The sequence below is a fragment of the Nocardioides humilatus genome (assembly GCF_008373755.1).
Classification (GTDB): Bacteria; Actinomycetota; Actinomycetes; order Propionibacteriales; family Nocardioidaceae; genus Nocardioides; species Nocardioides humilatus.
In genome coordinates this window covers 929,484-954,731 of sequence record NZ_VUJV01000003.1, presented here as the reverse complement: position 1 = coordinate 954,731, position 25,248 = coordinate 929,484, and the positions used below count along the sequence as shown (strand labels likewise).

The window sequence follows — 25,248 nt, the reverse complement described above, 5'->3', positions numbered from 1 at the left end:
AAGACCGAGGAGATCCGGCCATGGCGCACGCGTGGGATCCCGATCGCTACCTGGCTTACGCCGACGAGCGGGGTCGTCCGTTCGTCGACCTGGTCAGCCGCATCGACGCCGCCACGCCGTCGGTCGTGGTCGATCTGGGCTGCGGCCCCGGCAACCTGACGCGGCTGCTCGCCGAGCGCTGGCCGGGTGCGACGGTGTCCGGGGTCGACAGCAGTCCGGAGATGATCGCCAAGGCGACCGCCACCGTGCCCGGGATCGACTTCGCGGTCGGCGACGTACGCACGTGGAGCCACGGCGGCGAGGTCGACGTACTCGTCTCCAACGCGACGCTTCAGTGGCTGCCCGACCACCTCGACCTCCTCCCGCGGCTCGTCGCGCAGGTGCGACCCGGCGGGTGGTTCGCCTTCCAGGTGCCGGGCAACTTCGGGGAGCCGAGCCACACCATCCGCACCGACCTTGCCGCCGAGGAGCCGTACGCCGAACACGCCGGCTCGGCCGCCGTGCCGTCTTCCTGGGACGCAGCCACCTACCTCCGCGCGCTGCAGGACCTGGGGTGCGAGGTCGACGCGTGGGAGACGACGTACCTCCACGTCCTGCACGGCCCCGATCCGGTCTTCACCTGGGTGTCGGGCACCGGCGCGCGGCCGACCTTGCAGGCGCTGCCCGACGACCTGCGGCCCGGTTTCGAGGAGGAGTTCAAGCGCCGGTTGCGCGCTGCCTACCCCGACGACGGCCGCGGTGTCGTGCTGCCCTTCCGGCGGATCTTCGCGGTGGCGCGTAAGCGCTAACCGGACCTTCGACCTGGACCGACCGCCACCTGACAGCGAGCACGTCTAGTATCTGTGGCGCATGCCTGGGGGCCCCCAAATCTTTCTGCCCAGCCTGAGGAGAGTTATCGCATGGTCGCGCGTCCCGTTGACGTACTGGTTGCTGGTGGTGGCGGATTCATCGGCGGGCACCTTGTCGCCGACCTGCTCGCGCAGGGCAAGACGGTTCGCTCCGTCGACGTGAAGCCTGTCGAGGAGTGGTACCAGGTCCACCCCGACGCCCAGAACGAGATCGCCGACCTCTCCCTGCGGGAGAACGCGTTCGCCGCGACCGAGGGTGCGGGCCAGGTGTTCATGCTCGCTGCCGACATGGGCGGCATGGGCTTCATCGAGAACAACAAGGCGCTCTGCATGCTGTCGGTGCTGACCAGCACCCACATGCTCGAGGCCGCCAAGGCGCACGAGGTCGAGCGCTACTTCTACTCCTCCTCGGCCTGCGTCTACGCCGCCGAGAAGCAGACCGACACCGCGGTGACCGCCCTCGCCGAGGCCGACGCCTACCCGGCGCAGCCCGAGGACGGTTACGGCTGGGAGAAGCTCTTCACCGAGCGGATGTGCCGTCACTTCAACGAGGACTACGGCATGACCACCCGGGTCGCCCGCTACCACAACGTCTACGGCCCGGAGGGCACGTGGACCGGTGGCCGCGAGAAGGCTCCGGCTGCGGTGTGCCGCAAGATCGCGACCGCCGTGATCACCGGCAACCACGAGCTCGACATCTGGGGCGACGGCGAGCAGACCCGGTCGTTCATGTACATCGACGACTGCGTCAAGGGCTCGCAGATGATCCTGGCGAGCGACCACCTCGAGCCAATCAACCTCGGCTCGTCCGAGCTCGTCTCGATCAACCAGCTCTACTCGATCGTCGAGGAGATCGCGGGCATCAAGTGCACGCGCAACTACCAGCTCGACGCTCCGCAGGGCGTGCGCGGTCGCAACTCCGACAACACCGAGATCCAGCGCGTCTTCGGCTGGGAGCCGTCGATCCCGCTGGCCGACGGCATGGCCCGCACGTACGCCTGGATCTACGACCAGGTCAAGCGCGACCTGAGCTGATCTGATCCCACGACAGAGCGGCGTACGTCGATATGAGACGTACGTCGCTCTTTCTTGTTCCTCTAGTTACTCGCGAGTAATGTCCCCGGCATGAGCCAGGTCCACAGCCTTTGGAAGACCGCGACCGGACTGCCGGTCGTCGGTGGTGTCGTCGGCAAGCGCGCGTTCTCGATCGCGTTCGCCCAGAAGGCGCCGTACTTCGCGACGATCCACCCCCGCTTCACCGTCATCGAGCCCAACCACGTCGAGCTCGTGATCCCGAAGCGCCGCAGCGTGCAGAACCACATCGGCACCGTGCACGCGATCGCCCTCTGCAACGGCTTCGAGGCCGCCATGGGTGCACTGGCCGAGGTGACCATCCCCAGCGACAAGCGCTGGATCCCCAAGGGGATGGAGGTGTCCTACACGGCCAAGGCCAGCAGCGACATCACCTGCATCGCCGAGACCACCCAGGAGCAGTGGGACAACGCCGACGGCGACCTCGCCGTGAAGGTGAAGGGCGTCCGCGACGACGGCACCGTCGTCGGTGAGGGCGAGATCCGGCTCTGGGTCACCCCCAAGAACAAGTAGCTCGGAGCGCAGGGCATCAGCGCATCATGACCGGCAGCCCGGACCGGTGCAGCGGGTTGCAGCGGGCCAGGTTGTCCGGCTCGTGCGCGATCTGCGGCGCGAGGAGCTTGGTGAGCCGGTTGTAGGCCCACGCTGAGTAGAGGCCGATCGTCGCCTGGTCCGACTGCGACCCACCGGGGCCGTTGCCCCAGTCGTCGGAACCGATCCAGGCGGCGTAGCGCGTCTCGCCGTCCTCGATCCAGGTCGCGGTCATCTCCTTGTCGTGGGTGTAGGCGAAGCCCGACGGCGTGCGGCCAGTCCGCCAGCACCCGTCCTCGAGCTTGGCGTGCGCCTCGCGCAGGATGCGGATCACCTTGCCGGAGACGTCGGGGCCGGCGACCACGGTCAGGTGCGCACCGTGGCGCAGCATCGCCGCCATCCGGCGGGCCAACCACTCGCCGCGACGGCCCTGCCAGGAGTACATCGACACGACCATGCGTGTGTTCTCGTCGGCCGGGATCTCCTTGAGCCGCTTCATGACCGGGTCGTTGTCCGGCGAGATCGGCGTCGACGGCATGAAGTAAACGTCCCACCCCTCGCCGGCCGCCTTGCGGAACGGGTTGCCGCCGGCCCGCCGGTCCCGCTTCGCCTCCTGGAAGATCTCCTGGACGCTGTCGTAGAGGTCGGCGTCGGCGAGCGTCACCATCGCCGAGTAGGCGCGCGCATCGGCCGCATCGCTGTTGTTGTAGGCGCCGATCATCGTGACCTTGCGGGTCTGGCCGAGCCGCGAGAACTGCCAGAACTTGGCGTGCATCGTCGTGTTGTAGGTGTCTCGCCCACGAGCGGTGTTGTCGGTCCACACCACCCACGACCCGCGGCGGCCGTGCGCGCGGCCGGCGTTGATCATCTGCGCCAGCTTGACGCCCTCCGACGACACCCCCGGTTGGGGCGTCCCGTCGTCGCCGCCGGCGAGCACGGCCCGGATGTCGACGCCGCGCTGGTAGGCCGCCTTGAGGGCCGGCCAGGTGATCGACGACGCCATGTAGAACGTCATGATCGAGATGACCGAGCCGCGTGGCGCGTGCTTGATGAAGGTCCGCAGCTGCCGCGCCGGGGCGCCGCGGTGGTGCACCGGGTCGTTCATCGACATCGCCTGGGTGACGGTGAAGACGCGGTGCTGCTCGCGCCGATCGCTTCCCTCGCCGAGGGCAGGGCCCGGGGCTGCGGTCGTGCCCGCGAAGAGGGCCACCAGGACGGCGACCACCGTCGTCACGCGGATCACGGCCCGGACACTACCTGCGCGTACCCTTGGTCGGTCATGAACAGCGTCCGAACTTACGAGGTCCGCACCTACGGGTGCCAGATGAACGTCCACGACTCCGAGCGACTCTCGGGGCTCCTGGAGGACGCTGGCTACGCGCCGTTCGACCGCGCGGGGGCCGATTCGGGCGCCCAGGCCGACGTCGTCGTCTTCAACACCTGCGCGGTGCGCGAGAACGCCGACAACAAGCTCTACGGCAACCTCTCGCACCTGGCGCCGATCAAGGCCGCCAACCCGAAGATGCAGATCGCCGTCGGGGGCTGCCTGGCGCAGAAGGACCGTTCGACGATCACCGCCAAGGCGCCGTACGTCGACGTCGTGTTCGGCACCCACAACATCGGCTCGCTGCCGGTGCTCCTCGAGCGCGCGCGAGTGCAGGAGGAGGCGCAGGTCGAGATCCTCGAGTCGCTCGAGGTCTTCCCCTCCACGCTGCCGACCAAGCGCGAGTCCGCCTACGCCGCCTGGGTGTCGGTGTCGGTCGGCTGCAACAACACCTGCACGTTCTGCATCGTGCCGGCGCTGCGCGGCAAGGAGAAGGACCGCCGGCCGGGGGAGATCCTCGCCGAGATCGAGGCGCTGGTCGCGGAGGGCGTCTCCGAGATCACGCTGCTCGGCCAGAACGTCAACAGCTACGGCGTGGAGTTCGGCGACCGGCTCGCGTTCTCCAAGCTGCTCCGCGCGTGCGGTCAGATCGAGGGACTGGAGCGGGTGCGCTTCACCTCACCGCACCCGGCCGAGTTCACCGACGACGTCATCGAGGCGATGGCCGAGACCCCCAACGTGATGCCGCAGCTGCACATGCCCCTCCAGTCCGGCTCGGACCGGATGCTGAAGGAGATGCGGCGCTCCTACCGGCAGTCGAAGTACCTCGGCATCATCGAGCGCGTCCGCGCCGCCATGCCCGACGCCGCGATCACCACCGACATCATCGTGGGCTTCCCGGGCGAGACCGAGGAGGACTTCGAGGCGACGCTCGACGTGGTCCGGGCCGCCCGGTTCTCCGGTGCCTTCACGTTCCAGTACTCCAAGCGTCCCGGCACCCCCGCCGCCGATCTCCCCGACCAGATCACCCCCGAGGTCGTGCGCGACCGCTACGACCGGCTGGTCGCGCTCGTTAATGAGATCGCGTGGGACGAGAACAAACGCCTGGTCGGCCGCGAGGTCGAGTTGATGGTCGCCGAGGGGGAGGGGCGCAAGGACGCGGCCACCCACCGGCTCTCCGGCCGCGGCCCCGACAACCGCCTCGTCCACTTCGAGGCCGACTTCTCCGCGGTCGGCGGCGAGGCGCCGCGCCCCGGTGACCTGGTCACCGTCGCGATCACCCACGCCGCCCCGCACCACCTCGTCGCCGACGGCCCGGTCCGCGCGCTGCGGCGCACCCGCTCGGGCGACGCCTGGGCGCGACGCCAGGGTGAGCCCGAGCCCCAGCAGTCGGTCGGCCTCGGCATGCCCGCGATCGGCGTGCCCGCTGCGCTCCCCGACGCCCCCGCCTGCGGCTGACACACGTCGTACCTGACGGAAATGTCGGGAATCCGGGAAAACGCGACATCTACGTCAGGTACGACGGACGCCCGGCTGTCCGCGGCTGCCTCTACCGTCGGCGACATGACCTCGGACTTCCTTTCCCTCCATCGCCCGGGTGATCCGCTGCTGATGCCCAATGCGTTCGATGCGGGATCGGCGAAGGTGCTGGCGAGCATGGGGTTCGCCGCGCTCGCGACGACGAGCAGCGGGTTTGCCGCGACACTCGGCCGGCGGGATGGCGAGGTCAGCCGCGACGAGGCGATCGCCCACGCGGCCGCGTTGACCGAGGCGGCCGGACTTCCGATCAACGCCGACCTGGAGAACGGCTTCGCCGCCACGCTCGAGGACGTGGCGCACACCTACGCGAGTGCCCACACAGCCGGCATCGCCGCCGGCTCGATCGAGGACTTCACGGGCGACAAGGCCGATCCGATCTTCGATGCAGCGGCAGCGACGGAGCGGGTGCGGGCTGCCGTCGAGGCCAAGGGCGAGCTGACGCTCACGGCCCGCGCCGAGAACTACCTCTACGACCGCGCCGACCTGGCCGACACGATCGCCCGGCTCCAGTCCTTCCAGGAGGCTGGCGCCGACGTTCTCTACGCGCCGGGCATGCGGGACCTCGACGAGATCGCGACGCTCTGCCGTGAGGTCGATCGCCCGGTCAACGTGCTGCTGCTGCCGGGCGGACCCGAGGTGGCGCAGCTCGCCGAGGCCGGCGTCGCCCGGATCTCGGTCGGCGGTGCCTTCCTGTTCAACGCCTACGCCGGCCTGGTCGAGGCCGCCGACGACCTGCTCGCGGGGAGCACCGCCTACTTTGATCGCCTCGGCCCCGGTCGCGCGGCGTTCGACCGCGCGACCGAGGGCTGAGTTTTTCTGCGGGTCAGTCCTGGACCAGCCCGACGCCCTTGACGTTGACGACCGTCGAGCGCCACGTCTGGTTGTAGGGCCAGATGGTCAGTTGTCCGGTCTCGGTCGTGACCTCGCCGGGGGCGAACTTCACCTCGATCGTGCACTTCTTGTTCGGCTTGATCGCGGCTCCCGGCGAGCACGGGCTGGTGCCTGAGGGCGTTGCCGTCAGGTAGGTGAACATGCCCGAGCCGCTGGAGCTGAACGAGAAGTTGAAGTCGATCGGCGACGCACTGGTGTTCGTGACCGTCACCGTCTTCGTCCGCGTGAAGCCGACCCCGAGGAAGCCGAAGTCGATGTCTGTCGGCGCCACGGTGAAGGTGGCGTTGACCGCCTCCATCTTGATCTTGACGGTCCGCCTCGACCCAGGGATCTCGTTGTTGGCCAGGTCGACCTCGGTGACCCCGATACTTCCGGCGACCTCTCCGACGACGCTCGGTTCCGCCAGGACGTAGAGGAAGCAGGTCTCACCAGGGGCGACCGGTCGGGCGACCCCGACGTCGCAGCGCGAGGTGCCGTCGATGAGGGAGAGCCCGAAGGGCATCGAGGAGGTGTCGATGTGGATGAGCTCGTTGCCCTTGCCGGTGTTCTTCACCGTGACGACCTTCAGGAGCGAGTAGCCCACGTCGATCTTGCCGAAGTTGAGGTTGCCGGGCCCGACCGACTTCGACCCGTACTTCGCTGTCAGCAGGAGCTTGGTGTCCTTCGCGGTGCCTGCCCACTCGGAGTTGTCCGGCTTGCGCAGGAAGGTCGTCATGGTGATCACCAGGTCGCCGCCCTCGTAGGGCGTGATGCGGACCTGGATCGTGCAGGTCTTGCCGGGAGCGACGCCGAAGATGCAGGTGCCGTGCTGCTCGATCACGCTCTCGTTGTCGTCGCTGAACCGCACGCCGATCCGCTGGGCGACCGGGCTGGTGTTCTTGACCTTGATGTCCTTGTAGGCCGTCGGGACACCGTGCGCGACCGACCCGAAGGACACCTGTTCCGGCACCGTGAAGGTCGGGAGCACGCCGTTGACGTGGACCGGGACCGCTTGGGTCGACATCCACTCGGAACTGTTGTTGTCGGTGTAGCGCCGCGCGATGGCGGTGAAGTCGAAGTCGAGGTTGCCCGCCACGTTCGGCGCGAGGGTGAGCTCGGCGGTGCAGGTCGCGTTCGTCTCGAGGACGCCGTGGTACTTGAGCTCGTCACTGTCCCAGCAGGTCCCGCCGGCATAGGCCGTCTCGTAGCTGTTGCCGATGGGGGGTCCTTCGGCCGGCGGCTCGTAGGACATGAAGAACTCGATCTTCTGGCCGCTGGTGTTCTTCATCGTGATGGTCTTCGTGACCGCGGGACCGGTGACGGTCAGGTCGCCGAACTCCCAGGCCTTGGGCGTCCAGCCGAGCGGCTGCGTGACAATTGCGGTGAGCGTGACGTCCTTTCGATACGTGGCCGTCGGCGCCGTGTCGACCTCTAGCGTGCCCGCATAGGCGCCGGGGCCGACGGGGCCGAAGATCACGGTGATGTCGCATGCCCGACCGGCCGCCAGGTCGATATCCCAGCCGTCCGCAGTGGTGCTTCCGGTCAGGCACGTCGCCCCGGACACCGTGTCGACCCCCGTCTCCACCCAGAAGGCCTCGTTTTCGGGGTAGTCGGCGAACCTGACGGAGAAGCTGGCGGCGGCGCCGGTCTTGTTGGTGAGCGTGATGTGTTGGGTGGCCTGGACGTCGAACGGCACGGCGCGGAAAGCCAACCCGCTCGCTGACAACGTGTACGGCGCGGCTGCGTTGCCCGGCGGAGCGGGAGCAACGAGCGTGAGCAAGCCCAGCAGAACGGCGAGGACGAGAGTGATCGGTCGGAGCGACCGGTTGGTGCTAACCCGCATCGGAAAACCTCGGATCGTGATCACCCGAGACCGGTGGGTTCCCTCCCGAATCCGAAAGTAGCGAGAGCCGCCCGTCCTCGTCATCGGCGAAGCGGTGATCCGTGCATCACATTTGGCACTGGCAGGATCGAGCCCGTGTCCGATCCCTTCCTCGCCGCTGGTGCCTCCATCGAGCCGCTCGAAGGCGGCTGGTCGGGCGAGACCTTCGTCGCGCAAGCGGGCGGCGAGAGGACAGTCGTCCGGATCTTCGCCGACCCGCGGCACCCCGAGCACGCAGCCGAGATCCAGGCGTCGTTGCTGAGGCTGGTCCGTGGGCTGCTGCCGGTGCCCGAGGTCCGTGACCTGAAGCGCGCCGACCACGAGGCAGGAACCCCGGCCCTTCTCGTCACCGAGTTCCTCCCGGGCGTGCGGGGCGACCTCCTTCTCCCGACCCTCGGCGCCGAGGGCCAACGCCGGATGGGCGGGGCGGTCGGCGGGGTCGCGGCGGTGCTGGCCGGCATGCCCACCCTCCGGGCGGGTCTGTACGCCGACGGCGACCTCACGATCCAGCCGTTCCCCACGGACGGCCCCACGTGGGTGGAGCGGCACAGCCCGGCTCTCGCCGGCCACGGCTGGTCACCGGCCGACCTCACCAGGCTGACCCGCCACCTCGAGAAGGCAGACGCGCTGCTCGCCACGGTCGACCGCACCACCGTGGTCCACTCCGACCTCAACCCGAAGAACCTGCTCCTGGACCCCGACACCCTGGAGGTCACCGGGGTGCTCGACTGGGAGTTCGCCCACAGCGGCCACCCGTTCACCGATCTCGGCAACGTGCTCCGCTTCGACCGCGAGCCGGCCTACGTCGACGGTGTGCTCGCCGCGTGGCAGGCCCGCCAGGGCACCAACCCCAAGGAAGCGGCCGCGCTTGCCGACGCGGCCGACCTGGTCGCCGTCATCGACCTCGCCGCCCGCGCGGGCAGCAACCCGGTGGCGACCCGGGCCGCTGAACACTTGCGCGCAGTCGTACTCGGGCGGCCGTCGAAATAGGGGAAAGCCGCCCGGGCCGAGCGACCCCCCGATCTGCTCGGCCCGGACGGCGGTTTCTCTCCCCGTCCACCCGACCGAGCGGCCCCCCAGGCCGCTCGATCGGGCGCCACGCTCCCTGTGGCGAAAGTTCAGACTGCTGACAGGTGCGACCGGCGCCGTCCGAGCGCCCCCGGGGCGCGCTCGCCCGGGCCGGTCGACCCGTCATCTCCACCGTCGGCGGAGGCCCGAGCGGCCCCCCAGCTCTGCTCGGACCCCGCCGACGGGGCTAGCGGCACATCTCGCTCCTGGAGCAAGCGGGACGTGCGCGTCATCCGGAGCATCAGCGACGCCGAGGGCGTCACCGATCCGGAGACGTAGGTGGACAGTCGCGAGGCCGAGGTGCCGACCCATTGCGCGAACTGTCGTTGGGTGGCGCCGCTCTCGGCGACGAGGCGACGTACTTCGTTGGCGACCTGCTCGCGCTCGGCTTCCTTGTTCTGCTCACGGCACAGCTCGGTGAAGCGGTCGATGACCTCGGCGGCCTGGGGCCGCGCGATCTGACCGGCGAGGTCGCCGAGGTGGCGGGCGTACGGCGACCACGGGCTCGCCGCGATGACCGCGAGGTGGTGGCGCCACTCCAGCACGCTGCCGCCGTCGACCAGGCCGAGGAGCTCGGCGGGCGTGCGGATCACCGGCAGGTAGCGGTCGGGGTCGACGCCCGTGGCGAGCAGCTTCACCGCAGAGTCGAGGCTGCCCCGCGCGGCGGGGTGCCCCGAGCTCCCGATCATGCGGGTGATCGCGATGGTCGTGAGCGGGAAGGTCGCGTCGGGCTCGATGAACCGAGCCGCCCGATGCTGGATCGCCGCCAGCCGGTCCGCCCCCAGGCGGTCGGAGAGGTCGGCGAGAGCGAGGAAGTCGGTGGCGTCGCCGAAGGCGGCGATGCCGACCAGGTTGGCGAGGACGCCGCAGTTGATGGCCGCCTTGGCGTTGGTGCGGTGGCGGTCGAGCAGCCCGAGGAAGCGCTCCCACTCGGGGTGGTCGACCGGCTCGACGCGGTCGGCGCGGGCGAGCACGGAGGCGACGAACGGGTGGAAGTCGTAGGCGGGGCCGGGGACCGAGGCGGCCGCGAAGGCGGTGTGCAGCTCGGCGGCGCTCGCGCGGCCAGCGGCCCGGGTCGCGGTCCGGGCGCGGTAGTCGGCCAGCGAGGTGGGACGGGTGGGCCCGGGTGCGGCACGGTGGTGGGTCGCCGTGATCGACATCGCGTCCTCCTCGGGCTGGTGCGGTTGGCCCTGCTGGCTACCGCGTTCACCGACCAAGACGGGATGCGCACGCGAACATCACGCGATTTTCGGAATTTCTCGACTTTTCTTCCGAACGGCATGATGTTCGGTACTCCCGCTCGTTGTGGGGGAGACGCACGGGGGGTGCAGGGGGTGCTCCTTGGCGTGAACATGAGGGCATTCGATGACTGATCTGCCTCCCCGCACCGGGGAAGACGCGGCACCCGCGCTGCTCGAGCGCGCACGCGCCGGCGACAGCGACGCCTTCGGTGAGCTCTACAAGATCGAGGTCGACGCCGCTCGTCGCCTCGCCCGGATCCTGATCGGCAACGACAAGGCCGAGGAGTTGGTCGCGGAGTCCTTCGCGAAGGTGCTCACCCAGCTCAACGCCGGCCGCGGGCCCACCGAGGACTTCCGCGCCTACCTCCACGTCACGATCCGTAACGGCTACCGCGACGCCCTGCGGGCCACTACCGAGTCGCCTTCCTCCGACCAGCCGTGGCTGCTCGACGATGTGATCCCGCCGGTCGAGGAGATCGTCGAGGACCTCGACCGCGACGTCGCGGTCTCCGCGCTCGCGACCCTCCCGAAGGCGTGGCAGCAGGTGCTGTGGCACCTCGAGGTCGAGGGCCGCAAGCCCGCCGAGGTCGCGACGATCCTCGACATGGACGCCGGCGCCGTGTCGTCGCTGGCCTACCGCGCTCGCGAGGGCCTCAAGCGCGCCTACCTCGACCAGCACCTGCCGGTCGCCGGTGCCGCGGCGAGCGGTCAGTGCGGCTGGACCCAGGCTCGGATGAGCCAGCACGTCCGCGGCGACCTCAGCGCGCGCGCCGAGGCCAAGGTCAACGCCCACCTCGACGAGTGCGGCACCTGCAGTGCGGCGTACGTCGCCGTCGACACCGTCAACCAGAAGCTCGCTCTCTGGCTCTTCCCGGTCGTCCTGTGGGGCATCACGGGTGCGAAGAAGGGCGGGCTGCTGTGGTTCGCCGCGGCCGGTGGCGCGGGTGCCGGCGGAGCAGCCGGCACGTCGGGTGGCAGCGGCGGCAGCGCCGCCGGGCCCAACCCGGTCCTCATCGGCGTCGCCGCGACGGCCGCGGCCGCTGCGGTCGTGGGCGGCCTGGCCTTCGCCCTCGCCGCGGGCGGCGGCGACAAGCCGACCGACGCGACGCCTCCGGTGGTCGCGCCCACTTCGCCCGACAGCGAGCCGCCGCACACGGCGCCGTCGCGTCCTGCCGACTCCCCGACGCCGCCCGCGGAGACCAGCGCGGTCGCCGAGCCGGTGGTCGTCACGCCGCCAGCGTCGACCTCCGCATCCCAGGCCGTCGCGACCGCAGTCCCGTCGACCCCGGCGACCACGCCGACCACCCCGAGCGCGACGCCCTCCTCGACGCCCAGCGAGACGCCCACGTCCCCGACGGACACCCCGACGACGCCGACCGATACCCCGACGCCGACCGACACCCCGACCACGCCGACCGACACCCCCACGACGCCCAACCTCGACCCGCCGGGCGCGGGCCTCGACACGGTGACTGTCGTCGAGGCGCCCGACGGCAACCCGGCCCGGGGTCCGTTCGAGGTGACGGTCAATGCGGTCGCCACGGGCAGCGGTCCGGCCGACGTGAAGGTCCACCTGCAGCTCGACGACATCTGGATCGTGTCCGACCTGACCGCTGCAGGCGACTGGCAGTGCGGGTTCTTCGTCGAGGCCGGTTTCTCGATCACCAACTACGTCACCTGCAGCCATGACTACGACGGCACCCCCGTGCCGCCGCTCGTGCTGCGGGCCGAGGCGCCGATGCCGACGGGTCCGGCGGTCAAGCCGCACGGCTGGGCGACCCTGGACGTCGACGGCGCGCCCGGCAACCCGGGGTCCGCGAACTTCTAGGAGCCCCTTCTAGAAGCCGTGGTGGGTCAGCGGCGCGATCCCGCCGTCGCGCAGGCCCTCGAGCACGACCTTCTCGTGCGGCACGACCGGGTCGGGGAGCGCGTCGAGAGCGAACCACTGCAGGTCGGCGCACTTCTCGGGCTCGACGATGCGCGGTGTGCCGGTCCAGCCGCGTGCTGCGAAGAAGAAGTCGACGCGCTCGTCGATCGGGAGGTCGTGCGCCGTGCGCTGCATGGCGGTGAGGAAGTCGAGCTCGACGTCGGTGACGTCGACCTCCTCCTCGGCCTCCCGCAGCGCGGCCTGCTCCGCGGTCTCGCCGCGCTCGACGTGACCTGCTGCGGCCGCGGCCCAGTGCTCGTCCATGTAGCCCGTGCCGCGGCGCAGCTGGAGCAGCACCTCGGTGCCGCGATCACCGTCGCGAAGGAAGAAGACGTAGGACGCCGGGACGATGACGAATCTCTCCGCGCCCGTCGCGGGGTCCTGGACCGTCACTTGATGTCGTCGTCCTGGCCGTCGAGTCCGTCGAGGGCGTCCTTGGCCTTGTCGGCGCCGGTGTCGAGCTGGTCGCCGAACTTGCCGCCGGTCTTGTCGTCGATGAGGTCGGCAGCCTTGTCCAGGCCGTCGCCGATCTTGTCGCCCTGGCTGTCGACCGCGTCGCCCAGCTTGTCCTTGGCCTTGTCGAAGAAGCCCACGAGAAACCCCCTGTGATCTGTGGCCCGGCCGAGAACCGGGCCGTGTCCGGTCACCCTAGCCGGGACGGCAGACTGAACCCCATGACGCCGATCGTTGCGATCGTCGGACCCACCGCGGCCGGCAAGACGAGCCTGTCGCTCGACCTCGCCGAGCGGCTCGGGGGCGAGGTCGTCAACACCGACGCCATGCAGCTCTACCGCGGCATGGACATCGGTACGGCGAAACTCCCCCTCGCCGAGCGCCGCGGCATCCCGCACCACCTCCTCGACCGGCTCGACGTCGGCGACCCGGCGACGGTCGCGCAGTTCCAGGGCTGGGCGCGCGAGGTGATCGCCTCGCTGCGTGCCGAGAAGAAGCCGCCGGTGCTCGTCGGGGGCTCGGCGCTCTACACGCGCGCGGTGCTCGACCGGTTCGAATTTCCCGGCACCGACCCGGCGCTCCGGGAGAAGTGGGAGGCCGAGCTCGCGGTGCGCGGCGCGGCCGAGCTGCACGCGTTCCTCCGCGAGCGTGACCCGGAGGCGGCCGAGCGCATCGTGCCCGACAACGGCCGTCGCATCGTGCGGGCCCTCGAGGTCATCGAGCTGACCGGCCGCCCCTTCTCCGCGACCCTGCCGCAGCTCGACTACGTGGAGCCGGCGACCGTCCAGGTCGGCGTACGCATCGACAAGGGGCTGCTCGAGCAGCGCATCGAGCTCCGCGTCGACGAGATGTTCGCCGCCGGTTTCGTCGAGGAGGTCGCGCGGCTGCTCGACGAGGGCCTCGCCGAGGGGCGTACGGCGTCCCGCGCCATCGGCTATCAACAGGTCATCGCCCACCTGGCCGGAGAGCTGTCCCTGGCCGAGGCACGCGAGCGCACGGTCATCGCCACCCGGCAGTTCGCCCGACGCCAGATGGCCTGGTGGAAGAACGACCCGCGCATCACCTGGATCGCCTACGACGCCCCCGACCGGGTCGAGCAGGCTCTGTCGGCGGTCGGGTCCATAGTCGAGCCATGACTCGGCTCATCTACTACACGGCGACCACGCTCGACGGCTTCATCGCCGACCCCGACGACTCGCTCGACTGGCTGATGCGGCAGGACCAGGACGAGAAGGGTCCGCTCAACTACGAGGACTTCATCAAGGACATCGGCGCGATCGTGATGGGCGCGACGACCTACGAGTGGGTGCGGCGCCACGAGCCCGACCAGTGGTTCTACTCGATGCCGGCGTGGGTGATGACCCACCGCGACCTCGCGGCCCCGGCGATCGAGGGGGTCAAGGCCGACGTGCGCTTCGCGTCCGGCGATGTGCAGGAGGTCTACGACCTGATGGTCGCCGCGGCCGACGGCAAGGACCTGTGGGTGGTGGGTGGGGGAGACCTGGTGGGGCAGTTCGCCGACGCCGGCCTGCTCGACGAGGTCATCACCTACATCGCGCCGGTGACGCTCGGGGCCGGTCGCCCGATCCTGCCGCGGCGCTACGACCTCGAGCTGATCGAGGCGACCCAGAACAAGGCCTTCATCGCCGCCCGCTACCGCTTCGTCGGCCCGCTCAAGGAGGACGGCGCCGCCGCTGGTTGAGGTGCGAGCGAAGCGAGCCTCGAAACCAAGGCGACCTACTCTGGACCGGTGACCTGGACCGAGATCCCCGACGAGGCAGCCCTGACCGCCCTGCTCGGCGAACCGGGCGCCGCCGCTCGCGACAAGGAGCGGTCCGCGCTGGCCGACGTCGATCGCGACTGGCTGGCAGCGTCGCCGTTCTGCCTGGTCGCGACGTCGGATGCCGACGGCAACCTCGACGTCTCGCCGAAGGGCGACCCTGCCGGTCGGCTGGCCCACGTCATCGACGACACGACGATCGCCATCGCGGAGCGCCCGGGCAACCGGCGGGCCGACGGCTACCGCAACATCCTCGCCAACCCCCACGTCGGGCTGAACTTCCTCATCCCCGGCCGCGGCGACACCCTGCGGATCAACGGCCGGGCGCGGCTCGTGAGCGACGCGCCGTTCTTCGACGCGATGGTCGTGAAGGGCCATCGGCCGCTGCTGGCGGTCGTGGTCGAGATCGACACGATCTTCTTCCACTGCGCGAAGGCGTTCCTGCGCTCGAAGCTGTGGGACCCCGAGACCTGGGACCCCGACGGCATCGTGCCGCGCCGCGCCGTGCTGTCGCACCAGCTGGAGAAGCCGGACACGAGCGTCGAGGAGCTCGACGCCTACTACGGACCGTCCTACGAGGAGCGGCTCTACCAGGAGTGAGCCGCCCCTTGGACTTACCCATCTAGGCTTTCCGGCATGACGCTCCCCGCACCGAGCCCGACCACGACCGCGCTGATCACCGGCGCCTCCTCCGGCATCGGTGCCGAGATCGCGCGCAACCTGGCCGGTCGCGGCCACGGCGTCGTGCTCGTCGCCCGCAGCGCCGGCAAGCTCGAGGCGCTCGCTGCCGAGCTGAAGGCGACCGGCGTGCGCGCCGAGGTGCTCGCCGCGGACCTCACCGACCGCGACGCACGTGCCGCGCTGCCCGGGCGGGTGGCCGAGCTGGGCCTGGCGGTGTCGATCCTGGTCAACAACGCCGGCCTGTCGACCACGGGCCCGGTCCTCACCGCCGACGTCGACGCCGAGCTGACCATGGTCGAGGTCGACGTGGCGGCGGTCGTCGACCTGACCACCCGTTTCCTGCCGACCCTGGTCGAGCACAAGGGCGCCCTCCTCAACGTGGCCTCGAGCGCCGCCTTCCAGCCCTTGCCGGGGCAGGCGGGCTACGGGGCGGCGAAGGCCTTCGTGGCGTCGTACTCCCAGGCGATCGCGGAGGAGGTACGCCGCAAGGGCGTCACCGTCACCGCGCTGTGCCCGGGACCGGTGGCGACGGAGTTCTTCGAGGCGGCCGGCTTCAGCGACGAGGAGAAGACCGGCATGATGCCGGGCTTCATGTGGGAGGACGTCGTCGACGTCGCGGCCGCGGCTGTCGACGGTCTCGACCGCGGGCGTCTCCTGGTCATCCCCGGCCTCGGCACCCGTGCTGCGGTCGGGCTCGGCAAGTTCGCGCCGCGGCGGGTGCTGCTCGCCGCACTCGGTCGTCAGCACCCCGCGCTGCGTCGTTGACCTCTACCCTTGGAGGGTGAGCGCACCCGACTACCCCTTCCTCAAGGGGCACGGCACGGAGAACGACTTCGTCCTCCTGCCTGATCACGACGGCGCGCTCCACGGCGACGTGGATCCCGAGCGGGTCCGAGCACTCTGCGACCGGCGTGCCGGGATCGGCGGCGACGGCATCCTCCGCGTGATCCGCACCGCGGCGATCGAGGCCGGCAACGGCCAGGACGCCGAGTGGTTCATGGACTACTGGAACTCCGACGGCTCGCTCTCGGAGATGTGCGGCAACGGCATCCGGGTCTTCGGCCGCCACCTCGCCCTCGAGGGCCTCGTCGACCCGACCCAGCCCGTCCCGGTCGCCACCCGCGACGGCGTGAAGGCGCTGACCTTCGCCGGCGGCGCGGCCGACGGCGAGATCACGGTCGACATGGGCGCGCCCCGGGTCCTCGAGGACACCAAGGTGGGCGTCTCGGTCGACGGCGACGACCGCAGCTGGCCCGCGGTCCACGTCGACATGGGCAACCCGCACGCCGTCGCCTTCATCGACGACCTCACCGAAGCGGGCCCGCTCCTCGTCGCTCCGACGCACGACCCCGCGGTCTACCCCCACGGGGTCAACGTTGAATTCGTCGTACGACGAGGGGCTCGCCACGTCGCGATGCGCGTCCACGAGCGCGGCTCGGGGGAGACGCGGTCGTGCGGCACCGGCGCGTGCGCCGTAATGGTCGCCGCAGCGCTGGCCGACGACGCCCCACGCGACACCGACTACCGGGTCGACCTGCCGGGCGGCACCCTCACCATCCGCTGGACCCACGACGACCGGATCTTGATGTCAGGCCCTGCGGTCATCGTCGCGAACGGGACCACCCGGCTGTAGCGCCAGGCGGGGAGGGGGAGCCATGCGGCACATGTGGACGTCGCGTCAGGCGTACGTCGCGCTTGCCATCGGGCTCGCCCTCGTCGTGGCCTACGGCGTGCTCCACCAGGGCTCGACCGGGTCGGTCGTCTACCTGATCGGCGCCTGCTACGGCACGGCGCTGTCCTGCCTGGGTGCCTCGCGGATGCCCCGGTCCCGGCGGCGGATCTGGTGGGCGTTCGCCGCGGCCCAGGGTCTCTACCTGCTCGGCGACCTGGTCTACACGTTCTACGACGAGGTGCTGCAGAGCGAGCCCTCGCCCTCGCCCGCCGACGTCGTCTACCTCGCGCAATATCCCGTGCTCGCCATGGCCGTGCTGTGGCTGATCCGCGGCCGCCAGGGCGGCCGTGACCGGGGGGCGTTCCTCGATGCGGCCATCCTCACCACCGGCGTGACGGTGGTCGGCACGGTCGCTTTCGTCCTACCCGCAGCACAGAGCGAGGGCGCCGGGGTGATGAGCGACGCCGTCGCTGCCGCCTACCCGCTGGGCGACCTGTTGGTCCTCGCCCTGGTGCTGCGGATGTTCGTGACCGGTCAGGTCCGCAACACGACCATCTACGCACTCGTCCTCGGCATCGGGGCACTGCTGGTGGCCGACCTCGGCTACGTCGTCGCGGCCCAGCAGGACTGGGCCTACCCGGACTCCATCGACCTCGCCTACCTGACCTCCTACCTGTTGCTCGGCTTCGCCGCCCTGCACCCCTCGGCGCACGACCTCGAGGAGCCAGCGGCTGAGCGACGCGAGACCGTGACGCCGTTCCGTCTCGTCCTGCTCGGGATGGCCCTTGCGGTCGGCCCGGTCACGGGCGAGATCGGTGACCTGGCGGGCGTGGAGCTTGCCGAGGGGGTGGCCCTGATCGGTGGGTGCGTCGCTGCGGTGCTCGTCGTACTGCGGCTCGGCGACCTGGTCGGCAACCTCCAGCGGTCGGCCGCCCAGCTCTCGGCACTCGCCCGTCGCGACTCGCTGACCGGCGTCTCCAACCGGCGCTCGTGGGACCACCAGCTCGAGCGGGCGTGGGCCAACGCCAAGGACAACGGCACCGCGCTCCACGTGGCCGTGCTCGACCTCGATGCCTTCAAGCAGTACAACGAGACCTTCGGTCACCTCCACGGCGACCTGGTCCTCAAGGACACCGCCGATGCGTGGGCGGCGGTCATCGAGCAACGTGGCTTCCTGGCGCGCTACGGCGGCCAGGAGTTCACGGCCCTGCTCCCCGTCGTGACCACGGAGGAGGCCGCGCTGCTGCTCGACCGGATGCGGCGCGCCGTGTCGCACGGCCAGGCCTGCTCCATCGGCTTCGCGGCCTGGGACGGCGTGGAGAGTGCTTCGTCGATGGTGGCCCGGGCCGACCGCGCGCTTTATCAGGCCAAGCGCGGCGGCGGCGACCGCATCGTCTTCGACAACGGTGACGAAGGGGTCGCGCTCACGGCGGGCGACGACGGCCTGGTCCTGACCGGGTTGCGCTCGGTCTTCCAGCCGATCGTCGAGCTCGACCGCGACGAGGTCGTGGGCTACGAGGCGTTGAGCCGCTTCGAGGGTCAGGAGCCGGCGGAGGTGTTCGGTCGCGCCGCCCGTGACGGCACGCTCGCCTGGCTCGAGGCCTCGGCCATCGGGAGTGCTCTTCGCAGCTGGGACGGCGCCGGGCTGCTCTCGGTCAACGTCAGCCCCGACACCCTGCTGACGACCCAGTTCGAGGCCGTGCTGCCCGCCGACCTCACGGGCTTCATCATCGAGGTCACCGAGGCCGACCTGGTGCTCTACCGCACCGAGGTGCTGCTCGCCCTCGACGACCTGCGCGAGCGCGGTGCGAAGGTCGCGATCGACGACTTCGGGGTCGGCTTCTCCAACCTGCACCGGGTGGCACTGCTCCGCCCCGACCTGGTCAAGCTCGACCGCTCGCTCGTGGCGGGGATCCACCTCGACGAGACGCTGCAGGCGGCGGTTGCTGCCGTCGTACTCTTCGCCGACCGCACCGGCGCCGAGGTGATCGCAGAGGGCATCGAGCACCCCGAGGAGCGCGACTGCGTCATCGGGCTCGGCGTCCGCTACGGCCAGGGCTTCCTGCTGGGGCGGCCCGCGGAGAGAACCCCACCTCGGGCCAGAACCGGTTCTCGCTAGAGTCCGGCGCATGGAACTTATCGGATCATCCGCCATCGTCACCGGCGGTGCGTCGGGCATCGGCGCCGCGTGCGCCCGCCAGCTCGCCGCCCGTGGAGCGACCGTCGTCGTCGCCGACCTGCAGGCCGACAAGGGCGAGGCCCTCGCCGCTGAGATCAACGGCGTCTTCGCCCTGGTCGACGTCACCAACACCGAGCAGATCGCCGGAGCCGTCAAGGCCGCCGCCGAGATCGCCCCGCTCCGCGCGGTCGTCAACTCGGCCGGCATCGGCTGGGCGCAGCGCACCATCGGTCGCGACGGCCAGCTCGAGTCGGCCCACTCGCTGGAGGCCTTCACCAAGGTCATCGCGATCAACCTCATCGGCACCTTCGATATGGTCCGCCAGGCCGCGACCGCGATGAGCCTCAACGAGGGCGACGCCGACGGCTGCCGTGGCGCCATCGTCAACATGGCGTCCGTGGCTGCGTTCGACGGCCAGATCGGCCAGGCGTCGTACTCCGCCTCCAAGGGTGGCGTCGTCGGCATGACCCTCCCGGTCGCCCGCGACCTGTCGGCTGCCGGCATCCGCCTCAACACCGTCGCGCCCGGCCTGATCGACACCCCGATCTACGGCGAGGGCGAGGCCTCGGAGGCGTTCAAGGCCAACCTCGGCCAGAACGTGCTCTTCCCCAAGCGCCTCGGCTCCGGCGACGAGCTCGCCTCGATGGTCATGGAGTGCCTCACCAACTCCTACATGAACGGCGAGGTCATCCGCGTCGACGGCGGCATCCGGATGCCCCCCAAGTAGGTCCCTCTCGCTGTGCGGTGATCTGCGAGCAGATTCTGCTTGCGGATCACCGCACAAGCCTGTGGAGGGACGACGTCGGCTCTGGCAGCAGCCGTCGGAGACGCGAAGCCTTGCGACATGGCCTTGGACGTCCGCCGCCTCGACGGCCTGCTCCGCATCCACCAGTCCGGGGTCGTGGCACGCCGACAGGTCCTCGAGCTCGGCGGGGTCGACGCCGACATCGCCCGGATGCTCCGCCGCCACGAGCTGGTGCAGGCGCTTCCCGGCGTTTATGTGAACCACAACGGACCGCTCACCCTGCAGCAGCGGGAGTGGGTCGCCGTACTCGCGCGCTGGCCGGCCGCGCTCGCCCGCGAGTCTGCCCTCGGTCTCGCTCCTCGCGGCGTCATCCATCTGGCGGTCGACCGAGACCGTCAGGTCGGCAGGTTGCCGGGCGTCGAGATCCATCGGGTCGCCGGTCTCGACCGCCGTGTCGATTGGCGTACGGCGCCGCCCCGGATCCGGGTGGACGACGCGGTCATCGACACGATGATCGTGCGGCTCGACGCGGACGATACGGCCGGGGCGTTCGCACTGCTCGCTGAGGCGTGCTTCCGTCGCACGAACGCGGAGCGCGTTGCCCGCGCACTCGCTGCCCGGGGGCGGGTCCGACATCGACGACTGATCACCGAGCTGGTCGAGGACCGGCGTACGGGCGCCTGTTCGGTCCTGGAGCGGGGCTACCTCCAGCGGGTCGAGCGGGCGCACGGTCTGCCGCGTGGAGAGCGCCAGGTGCGGAGCAGCGCGAGCGGCAGGTCGACGTCGCGCGACGTGACCTACGAGGAGTTCGGGCTGGTGGTCGAGCTCGACGGCAGCACGCACTTCGAGTCATACGCAGCCCGCGATGCCGATGCTCACCGCGACCTCGGCGAGCTCGCCCAGGCTGGGGCGCTCACCGCCCGGGTGACCTACGGTCTGGTCTTCGGCGGGCAGTGCGCCACGGCCCGCTCGATCGCGGCCATCCTGCGACGGCTCGGGTGGATCGGCGAGCTCGACCGGTGCCCGCGCTGCCCCTGACGTGACTGTGCGGTGATCCGCAAGCAGATTCTGCTTGCGGATCACCGCACAAGGCGGCGCCGACGTCACTCAGCCAGCTCGGCCCGCTCCGCGTCGCTGTAGGCGTCCATCATCGGCGGCGGCGAGCCCGCGGGGGCCATCGCCCGGTCGCTGCGCAGCTTGGCGATCTTGCCGGCGTTCATGGACAGGGCGGCCGACGTCTTGCCGCGGCCGTAGGTGACCGAGGCGCCGGCGGAGACGCCGAGGGAGGTGCCGACCTCGATGGCGTCCTGGTCGGCTCCCATGTAGAGGAACTGCCAGGCGTAGTCGGCGGTCTGCTGCTCGACAAGCGCCTTGATGGCGGGGTGGGTCCACTCCTGGCTGGCGTTTTCATAGCCGTCGGTCATGACGGCGACGATCACGGTGCCGGGGCGCTCGTCCTCGGCCAGGGCGGCGAGGTCCTTGCCGGCCGTGGTGATCAGCCGACCCATCGCGTCGAGCAGGGCCGTCGAGCCGCGGGGCTCCAGCACGAGCCGCGGGACGTCGGCGACGGGGCGGTCGGAGTAGACGACCTCGTAGGCGTTGTCGAACTGGGCCAGCGTCACCCGGCACTCGCCGGGCACCTTGCGCTGCTCGTCGATGAAGGCCGTGAAGCCGCCCTCGGTGTCGGCCTTGATGGACTGCATCGAGCCACTGCGGTCGAGGAGGAAGTAAAGGTGGGTGAGGTCCGCTCGGGTCATCGTGACTCCGTCCCGCGAGCGGATCTGCCGCTCGCTGCCTAGGTGGATCGACGCGGCTTGAACCGCATCGGTGAGGGCGCCGCCGCCGGTTGCTTCGGCACCCCAGACTCAAGGTCGTACTTCGCTCGCTCGACGCCCGCCGCGGTCACCCGACCGCGGTCGTCGGCGTAGGCGCCGAGGGCCATGGTGCGGGCCAGCCGCGGGCCGACAGCGTTTTCCGTGAGCCCGGCCTGGGCCCCTGCACTCCGCAGGGACGCCTGGCCAGTCAGTACGGCGGCCGCCATCGACTCGTCGATCAGCTCGGTCAGCCGGTCGGCCGCTTCCCGAAGGTAGGGGAGGGCTCCGACAGAATCCTCGACCTGTGCTGCGTCGAGGAGGTTCCGCACGGAGTCCAGCTTCCCCCGGTGGTCGTCGACCGGTCGATCCTGGGTCATGCGGGAGACCTTACCGCACAAACTGCGGATCCTCAAGAACTGCGGATGCGCCGGTGGTTGAGGTGCGAGCGCAGCGAGCCTCGAAACCCTAGGGTTTTCCCGGTCGCAAGCGGGTCGGCAGCGGCGGGAGGCTGACGACGTGACCGCCGATCTCCACGTGACCGAGATCTGGGTGAGCGAGCACTACTGGCCGGCCATGGCCGCTGAGCTCGTGACCGCCCAGGCTCAACGGCTGACGCGCTCGGGAGCGCTGGCGACCGTCGTACTCCCGGGGGAACAGACGGCCTTCGGGCTGCACGTTGCCCACAACGCCGCGGACGTCAAACGGGTGTTGCAGAGCCTCGGGCTGGGGCACGGTTCGATCGGAGCGGGCTGGCTCATCGATCATCCGGCGGCCGAGCGCACCGCCTGACGCTCGCCGCCTTTCCGTGCTAACACGGAGGCAGGGCGAGCAAAGAGATGGTAAATCTTCCTCGATGGTGGTGATCGGACGGGACGACGAGCTGTCGACCCTGCTCGCTCTGGTGGACCGCCTGCCCGACTCGGGGCCGGCGACCGCCACGGTCGTCGCCGCCGCAGGGATGGGCAAGAGCGCCCTCGCCGTCGCCTTCCGCGACGCGCTGCTCGACCGCGACGTCACGCTGCTCACGTCGCGGCCGCTGGAGGCCGAGGGGCAGCTGTCCTTCTCCGCGTTGGGGGACCTGTTCGACCCCCTCCCCGAGGAGGAGTACGACGACCTGCCCGCCCCGCAGCGCGCCGCGATCCGCTCCGCGCTGCTGCTCGACGACGGCGACGGCGCCGAGCCTCGGGCGGTGGCGCTCGCCGTGCGCGGGGTGCTGCGCAACCAGGCGAGCAAGCAGCCGGTGATCGTCCTGGTCGACGACGCCCAGTGGGTCGACGACGCCTCGGCAGCTGCGCTGTCCCAGTCGCTACCGCGCCTGACGGACGTGCCGGTACTGGTCGTCGCGTGGGCCCGGCCGAGCGGCCGGCCGGTGGGCGACTGGCTGCCCGACTGGCCGCGCACCGAGCTCGGCCTCGACCCGCTGCCGCTCTCGGCGATCTTCCACGTGGTCCAGCACCACCTCGACGTTACGCTCACCCGCAGCGAGCTGCGCGCGGTGGGCGAGGCCTCGGGTGGCAATCCGCTGCACGCGCTGGAGTTCGCGCGGCACCGGGCGCACGGTCCGGGGGCGAGCTTCGAGGGCCTGCTCACCGAGCGGATCATCGGCCTGCCGCGGCCCACCCGTCGCGCGCTCCTGGCGACCGCCCTGTGCGCGGCGCCGACGGCGACCCGCCTCGCCGAGGCGCTCGGCGGGACCGTCGAGGAGCTGCTCGACGACCTCGAGCCCGCGGTCGCCGGGGGACTCATCCGGCTCGGCAGCCTCATCAACTTCCAGCACCCGCTCTACCTCGAGGCGGCGATCGACAGCGTCGCGGCGGAGGAGCAGGTCGCGATGCACGAGGCGCTCTCCCGCGTCGAGCCGCTCGAGGAGGCGCGGGTCCGCCACCGGGCGCTGGCCGACACCGCACCTGACGAGGCGCTGGCCGCTGAGCTCACCGAGGCGTCGCGCAAGGCCTGGGCGCGCGCGGCGTGGCTGGCGGCGACCGAGCTGCTTCGCCTCGCGATCGCGCGCAGCGAGGACCGGGCCGCGCGCGACCAGCGCGCCCTCGAGCTGGCCCGCCGACTGGTCCTCAACGGCGACCCCCAGGACGCCGCGCAGATCCTGACCGACCTCCGCGCGACACCGGGCGGGCCGTCGTACTGGGCAGCGACGGTGGAGCTCTGCAAGCTCCACACCCTCAACGAGCAGTACGACGACGCCAAGTCCCTCGCCCGCGAGCTCGATGCCGCCGACCTCTCCCCGGAGGACTACGCCCGGGCGGTGGTCGAGGGCGAGATCGACATGCTGCTGGGGCGGCGGGAGACCATCAACGAGAGCTACGAGGAGGCGCTGCGGCGCCTGGAGAGCGAGCCCGACCGCCCCGGGCTGAGTGCGCTCCGGGCCGCGGTGCTGGTGCCGCTCGCCTATCACCGCTATCAGGAGGCGCTGCCCTTCCAGGACCTCATCGACGAGGCGGTCGAGCTCGACGAGCGCGAGCCCATGGAGCGGATCGCCTACGGGCCGCTGATGATGGCAGCGATCCACCAGATGACGAGCGGCCGGTTCGACGAGGCGCGGCAGGGCTTCGGGGCGATCCTGCGGGCGAGCCTCGAGAGTGGTGACGACCTGGCCGTGCCGGTGATCTACAGCTACCTGGGTTCGTTGGAGGCGCGGGCGTGCCGGTTCGACGAAGCGCGGCGGCAGGCCGAGGAGGGACTGGTCGCGGCGGCCTCCATGCCCGGCTTCCTCCCGATGATCACCAACATCCTGGTCTCCATCGACGTCCACGTCGGCAACGTGGAGCGGGCGCTCGCCCGGTCCGACGAGGTGCGGGAGATGCACGGCACGCTGGACGACCCGTCGCAGGAGGCGACCTGGTCGGTGGGTCGGATGGCGGCGCTGGTGGCCGCCGGGCGGATGGAGGAGGCCTACGAGTTCTCGGTGCGGATCCGCGAGCTCGTCGACCGGCTCGGCCTGCGCCACCCCGCCGACCCGATGATCGCCCCGACCATCCTCGACGTACTCCTCGAGACCGGCCGGCTCGACGAGGCGGAGGACTACCTGGCCGACGTACGGGCTCGGGCGCGCAAGATCGACCTCGAAGCGATGCTCGCCGAGCTGGTGCGCCACGAGGTGACCCTGACGGCGGCGCGCGGCGACCTCGACGCGGCGGCGGCGATGGTCCCCGCCATGATCGCGGGGCTCGACGAGCTGCCGAGCGGCATGGTCGTGCAGCCGGTCGAGCGGGCGCGGGCGTGGTGGGCGGCCGGAAAGGTCTTCCGGCGCGGGCGGTCGCGTCGTCAGGCGACCGAGGCGCTGGAGAAGGCCGTCGAGATCTTCGAGGAGATCGGCTGCACCCGCCGCGCGGCCCTCGCGCGAGCCGACCTCGACCGCACCGGCTCGAGGCGGAGCAAGACCGTGCTGACCGAGGCGGAGCTGGCTGTGGCCCGCGCTGCCGCGGCCGGGCGACGCAACAACGAGATCGCCGAGCAGCTCTTCCTCTCGGTCAAGACCGTCGAGTCACTCCTGACCCGCTGTTACCGCAAGCTGGGCATCCGGTCGCGGGTCGAGCTGGCCGGAGCGTTGGAGCGAATGACCACCGACGATTAATCGGGAAGCCTTG

At 70.7% G+C, this 25,248-nt stretch carries 24 protein-coding genes; 17 read left to right on the top strand and 7 right to left on the bottom strand.

The features are described from left to right. Window positions 1-20: 20 nt before the first annotated feature. The 3 genes from F0U44_RS12455 (at window position 21) to F0U44_RS12445 (ending at window position 2,453) form a co-directional block, all read left to right on the top strand. Complete coding sequence (locus F0U44_RS12455; protein ID WP_149728587.1) at window positions 21-788, top strand: methyltransferase domain-containing protein; 768 nt, start codon at window positions 21-23, stop codon at window positions 786-788. 111 nt (window positions 789-899) lie between these two features. Then, a complete protein-coding gene (locus tag F0U44_RS12450; RefSeq protein ID WP_149728586.1) occupies window positions 900-1,883 on the top strand; it encodes an NAD-dependent epimerase/dehydratase family protein in 984 nt (327 codons plus the stop codon). Between the two features lie 90 nt (window positions 1,884-1,973). Beyond that, on the top strand, window positions 1,974-2,453 hold the full coding sequence (locus F0U44_RS12445; RefSeq protein ID WP_149728585.1) for a hotdog fold domain-containing protein: 480 nt from the start codon (window positions 1,974-1,976) through the stop codon (window positions 2,451-2,453). Between the two features lie 16 nt (window positions 2,454-2,469). On the opposite strand, the gene F0U44_RS12440 is transcribed toward F0U44_RS12445, so the two are convergent. Then, window positions 2,470-3,714, bottom strand: coding sequence for a phospholipase D-like domain-containing protein (locus F0U44_RS12440; RefSeq protein WP_149728584.1), 1,245 nt, complete (start codon window positions 3,712-3,714; stop codon window positions 2,470-2,472). Between the two features lie 36 nt (window positions 3,715-3,750). Between F0U44_RS12440 and miaB the strand changes: the two genes are divergently transcribed. Next, complete coding sequence (gene miaB, locus F0U44_RS12435) at window positions 3,751-5,253, top strand: tRNA (N6-isopentenyl adenosine(37)-C2)-methylthiotransferase MiaB (protein ID WP_149728583.1); 1,503 nt, start codon at window positions 3,751-3,753, stop codon at window positions 5,251-5,253. A 105-nt stretch (window positions 5,254-5,358) separates the two neighbouring features. Continuing rightward, a complete protein-coding gene (locus tag F0U44_RS12430; protein ID WP_149728582.1) occupies window positions 5,359-6,144 on the top strand; it encodes an isocitrate lyase/PEP mutase family protein in 786 nt (261 codons plus the stop codon). 13 nt (window positions 6,145-6,157) lie between these two features. On the opposite strand, the gene F0U44_RS12425 is transcribed toward F0U44_RS12430, so the two are convergent. Next, a complete protein-coding gene (locus F0U44_RS12425) occupies window positions 6,158-8,047 on the bottom strand; it encodes a choice-of-anchor D domain-containing protein (RefSeq protein ID WP_188113458.1) in 1,890 nt (629 codons plus the stop codon). 135 nt (window positions 8,048-8,182) lie between these two features. Between F0U44_RS12425 and F0U44_RS12420 the strand changes: the two genes are divergently transcribed. Further along, complete coding sequence (locus F0U44_RS12420; protein ID WP_149728580.1) at window positions 8,183-9,076, top strand: phosphotransferase family protein; 894 nt, start codon at window positions 8,183-8,185, stop codon at window positions 9,074-9,076. 128 nt (window positions 9,077-9,204) lie between these two features. Here the strand turns inward: F0U44_RS12420 and F0U44_RS12415 are convergent, their stop codons facing one another. Then, the gene (locus F0U44_RS12415) at window positions 9,205-10,314 is read right to left on the bottom strand and encodes a helix-turn-helix domain-containing protein (protein WP_149728579.1); all 1,110 of its coding nucleotides are present in this window, start codon (window positions 10,312-10,314) and stop codon (window positions 9,205-9,207) included. Between the two features lie 205 nt (window positions 10,315-10,519). Here F0U44_RS12415 and F0U44_RS12410 point away from each other — a divergent pair, with 205 nt between their 5' ends. Beyond that, on the top strand, window positions 10,520-12,223 hold the full coding sequence (locus tag F0U44_RS12410) for a sigma-70 family RNA polymerase sigma factor (RefSeq protein WP_149728578.1): 1,704 nt from the start codon (window positions 10,520-10,522) through the stop codon (window positions 12,221-12,223). A 9-nt stretch (window positions 12,224-12,232) separates the two neighbouring features. Here F0U44_RS12410 and F0U44_RS12405 read toward each other — a convergent pair whose 3' ends face one another. Both F0U44_RS12405 and F0U44_RS12400 read right to left on the bottom strand, forming a co-directional pair. Continuing rightward, the gene (locus F0U44_RS12405; RefSeq protein ID WP_149728577.1) at window positions 12,233-12,715 is read right to left on the bottom strand and encodes an NUDIX hydrolase; all 483 of its coding nucleotides are present in this window, start codon (window positions 12,713-12,715) and stop codon (window positions 12,233-12,235) included. Then, window positions 12,712-12,915, bottom strand: a complete 204-nt coding sequence (locus tag F0U44_RS12400) for an antitoxin (protein ID WP_149728576.1) — start codon at window positions 12,913-12,915, stop codon at window positions 12,712-12,714. Before F0U44_RS12400 ends, F0U44_RS12405 begins: the two co-directional genes overlap by 4 nt. Window positions 12,916-12,996: 81 nt before the next feature. Here F0U44_RS12400 and miaA point away from each other — a divergent pair, with 81 nt between their 5' ends. The 8 genes from miaA to F0U44_RS12360 all read left to right on the top strand — a co-directional run bounded on the left by miaA (window position 12,997) and on the right by F0U44_RS12360 (window position 20,870). Further along, window positions 12,997-13,911 carry a tRNA (adenosine(37)-N6)-dimethylallyltransferase MiaA gene (gene miaA, locus F0U44_RS12395; protein WP_149728575.1) on the top strand — a complete coding sequence of 305 codons (915 nt, stop codon included), beginning with the start codon at window positions 12,997-12,999 and terminating at the stop codon, window positions 13,909-13,911. Then, window positions 13,908-14,477, top strand: a complete 570-nt coding sequence (locus tag F0U44_RS12390; RefSeq protein WP_149728574.1) for a dihydrofolate reductase family protein — start codon at window positions 13,908-13,910, stop codon at window positions 14,475-14,477. The genes miaA and F0U44_RS12390 overlap by 4 nt, the downstream gene beginning before the upstream one ends. A gap of 48 nt (window positions 14,478-14,525) precedes the next feature. Continuing rightward, complete coding sequence (locus F0U44_RS12385; RefSeq protein WP_149728573.1) at window positions 14,526-15,155, top strand: pyridoxamine 5'-phosphate oxidase family protein; 630 nt, start codon at window positions 14,526-14,528, stop codon at window positions 15,153-15,155. A gap of 36 nt (window positions 15,156-15,191) precedes the next feature. Further along, a complete protein-coding gene (locus F0U44_RS12380) occupies window positions 15,192-16,001 on the top strand; it encodes an SDR family NAD(P)-dependent oxidoreductase (protein ID WP_149728572.1) in 810 nt (269 codons plus the stop codon). A gap of 16 nt (window positions 16,002-16,017) precedes the next feature. After that, the gene (dapF, locus tag F0U44_RS12375) at window positions 16,018-16,869 is read left to right on the top strand and encodes a diaminopimelate epimerase (RefSeq protein ID WP_149728571.1); all 852 of its coding nucleotides are present in this window, start codon (window positions 16,018-16,020) and stop codon (window positions 16,867-16,869) included. A gap of 22 nt (window positions 16,870-16,891) precedes the next feature. Beyond that, complete coding sequence (locus F0U44_RS12370) at window positions 16,892-19,027, top strand: bifunctional diguanylate cyclase/phosphodiesterase (protein ID WP_149728570.1); 2,136 nt, start codon at window positions 16,892-16,894, stop codon at window positions 19,025-19,027. A 10-nt stretch (window positions 19,028-19,037) separates the two neighbouring features. Further along, a complete protein-coding gene (locus tag F0U44_RS12365) occupies window positions 19,038-19,814 on the top strand; it encodes an SDR family NAD(P)-dependent oxidoreductase (protein WP_149728569.1) in 777 nt (258 codons plus the stop codon). Between the two features lie 117 nt (window positions 19,815-19,931). Continuing rightward, a complete protein-coding gene (locus F0U44_RS12360) occupies window positions 19,932-20,870 on the top strand; it encodes a hypothetical protein (RefSeq protein ID WP_223163663.1) in 939 nt (312 codons plus the stop codon). 65 nt (window positions 20,871-20,935) lie between these two features. Here F0U44_RS12360 and F0U44_RS12355 read toward each other — a convergent pair whose 3' ends face one another. Both F0U44_RS12355 and F0U44_RS12350 read right to left on the bottom strand, forming a co-directional pair. Continuing rightward, window positions 20,936-21,589 (bottom strand): vWA domain-containing protein, encoded by a 654-nt coding sequence (locus F0U44_RS12355; protein ID WP_223163662.1) that lies wholly within the window; start codon window positions 21,587-21,589, stop codon window positions 20,936-20,938. Between the two features lie 38 nt (window positions 21,590-21,627). Then, window positions 21,628-22,023, bottom strand: a complete 396-nt coding sequence (locus tag F0U44_RS12350) for a hypothetical protein (protein ID WP_223163661.1) — start codon at window positions 22,021-22,023, stop codon at window positions 21,628-21,630. Between the two features lie 139 nt (window positions 22,024-22,162). Here F0U44_RS12350 and F0U44_RS12345 point away from each other — a divergent pair, with 139 nt between their 5' ends. Next, window positions 22,163-22,435, top strand: a complete 273-nt coding sequence (locus tag F0U44_RS12345) for a hypothetical protein (RefSeq protein ID WP_149728568.1) — start codon at window positions 22,163-22,165, stop codon at window positions 22,433-22,435. 64 nt (window positions 22,436-22,499) lie between these two features. Beyond that, complete coding sequence (locus F0U44_RS12340; RefSeq protein WP_149728567.1) at window positions 22,500-25,235, top strand: helix-turn-helix transcriptional regulator; 2,736 nt, start codon at window positions 22,500-22,502, stop codon at window positions 25,233-25,235. The last annotated feature ends 13 nt before the right edge of the window (window positions 25,236-25,248 follow it).

Coding starts and splice junctions, on each gene's coding strand:
- F0U44_RS12355 (WP_223163662.1), bottom strand. CDS start 21,589: ATGACCCGAGCGGACCTCACCCACCTTTACTTCCTCCTCGACCGCAGT.
- F0U44_RS12380 (WP_149728572.1), top strand. CDS start 15,192: ATGACGCTCCCCGCACCGAGCCCGACCACGACCGCGCTGATCACCGGC.
- F0U44_RS12365 (WP_149728569.1), top strand. CDS start 19,038: ATGGAACTTATCGGATCATCCGCCATCGTCACCGGCGGTGCGTCGGGC.
- miaB (WP_149728583.1), top strand. CDS start 3,751: ATGAACAGCGTCCGAACTTACGAGGTCCGCACCTACGGGTGCCAGATG.
- F0U44_RS12415 (WP_149728579.1), bottom strand. CDS start 10,314: ATGTCGATCACGGCGACCCACCACCGTGCCGCACCCGGGCCCACCCGT.
- F0U44_RS12390 (WP_149728574.1), top strand. CDS start 13,908: ATGACTCGGCTCATCTACTACACGGCGACCACGCTCGACGGCTTCATC.
- F0U44_RS12410 (WP_149728578.1), top strand. CDS start 10,520: ATGACTGATCTGCCTCCCCGCACCGGGGAAGACGCGGCACCCGCGCTG.
- F0U44_RS12425 (WP_188113458.1), bottom strand. CDS start 8,047: ATGCGGGTTAGCACCAACCGGTCGCTCCGACCGATCACTCTCGTCCTC.
- F0U44_RS12360 (WP_223163663.1), top strand. CDS start 19,932: ATGGCCTTGGACGTCCGCCGCCTCGACGGCCTGCTCCGCATCCACCAG.
- F0U44_RS12430 (WP_149728582.1), top strand. CDS start 5,359: ATGACCTCGGACTTCCTTTCCCTCCATCGCCCGGGTGATCCGCTGCTG.
- F0U44_RS12370 (WP_149728570.1), top strand. CDS start 16,892: ATGCGGCACATGTGGACGTCGCGTCAGGCGTACGTCGCGCTTGCCATC.
- F0U44_RS12445 (WP_149728585.1), top strand. CDS start 1,974: ATGAGCCAGGTCCACAGCCTTTGGAAGACCGCGACCGGACTGCCGGTC.
- F0U44_RS12455 (WP_149728587.1), top strand. CDS start 21: ATGGCGCACGCGTGGGATCCCGATCGCTACCTGGCTTACGCCGACGAG.
- miaA (WP_149728575.1), top strand. CDS start 12,997: ATGACGCCGATCGTTGCGATCGTCGGACCCACCGCGGCCGGCAAGACG.
- F0U44_RS12340 (WP_149728567.1), top strand. CDS start 22,500: ATGGTGGTGATCGGACGGGACGACGAGCTGTCGACCCTGCTCGCTCTG.
- F0U44_RS12450 (WP_149728586.1), top strand. CDS start 900: ATGGTCGCGCGTCCCGTTGACGTACTGGTTGCTGGTGGTGGCGGATTC.
- F0U44_RS12350 (WP_223163661.1), bottom strand. CDS start 22,023: ATGACCCAGGATCGACCGGTCGACGACCACCGGGGGAAGCTGGACTCC.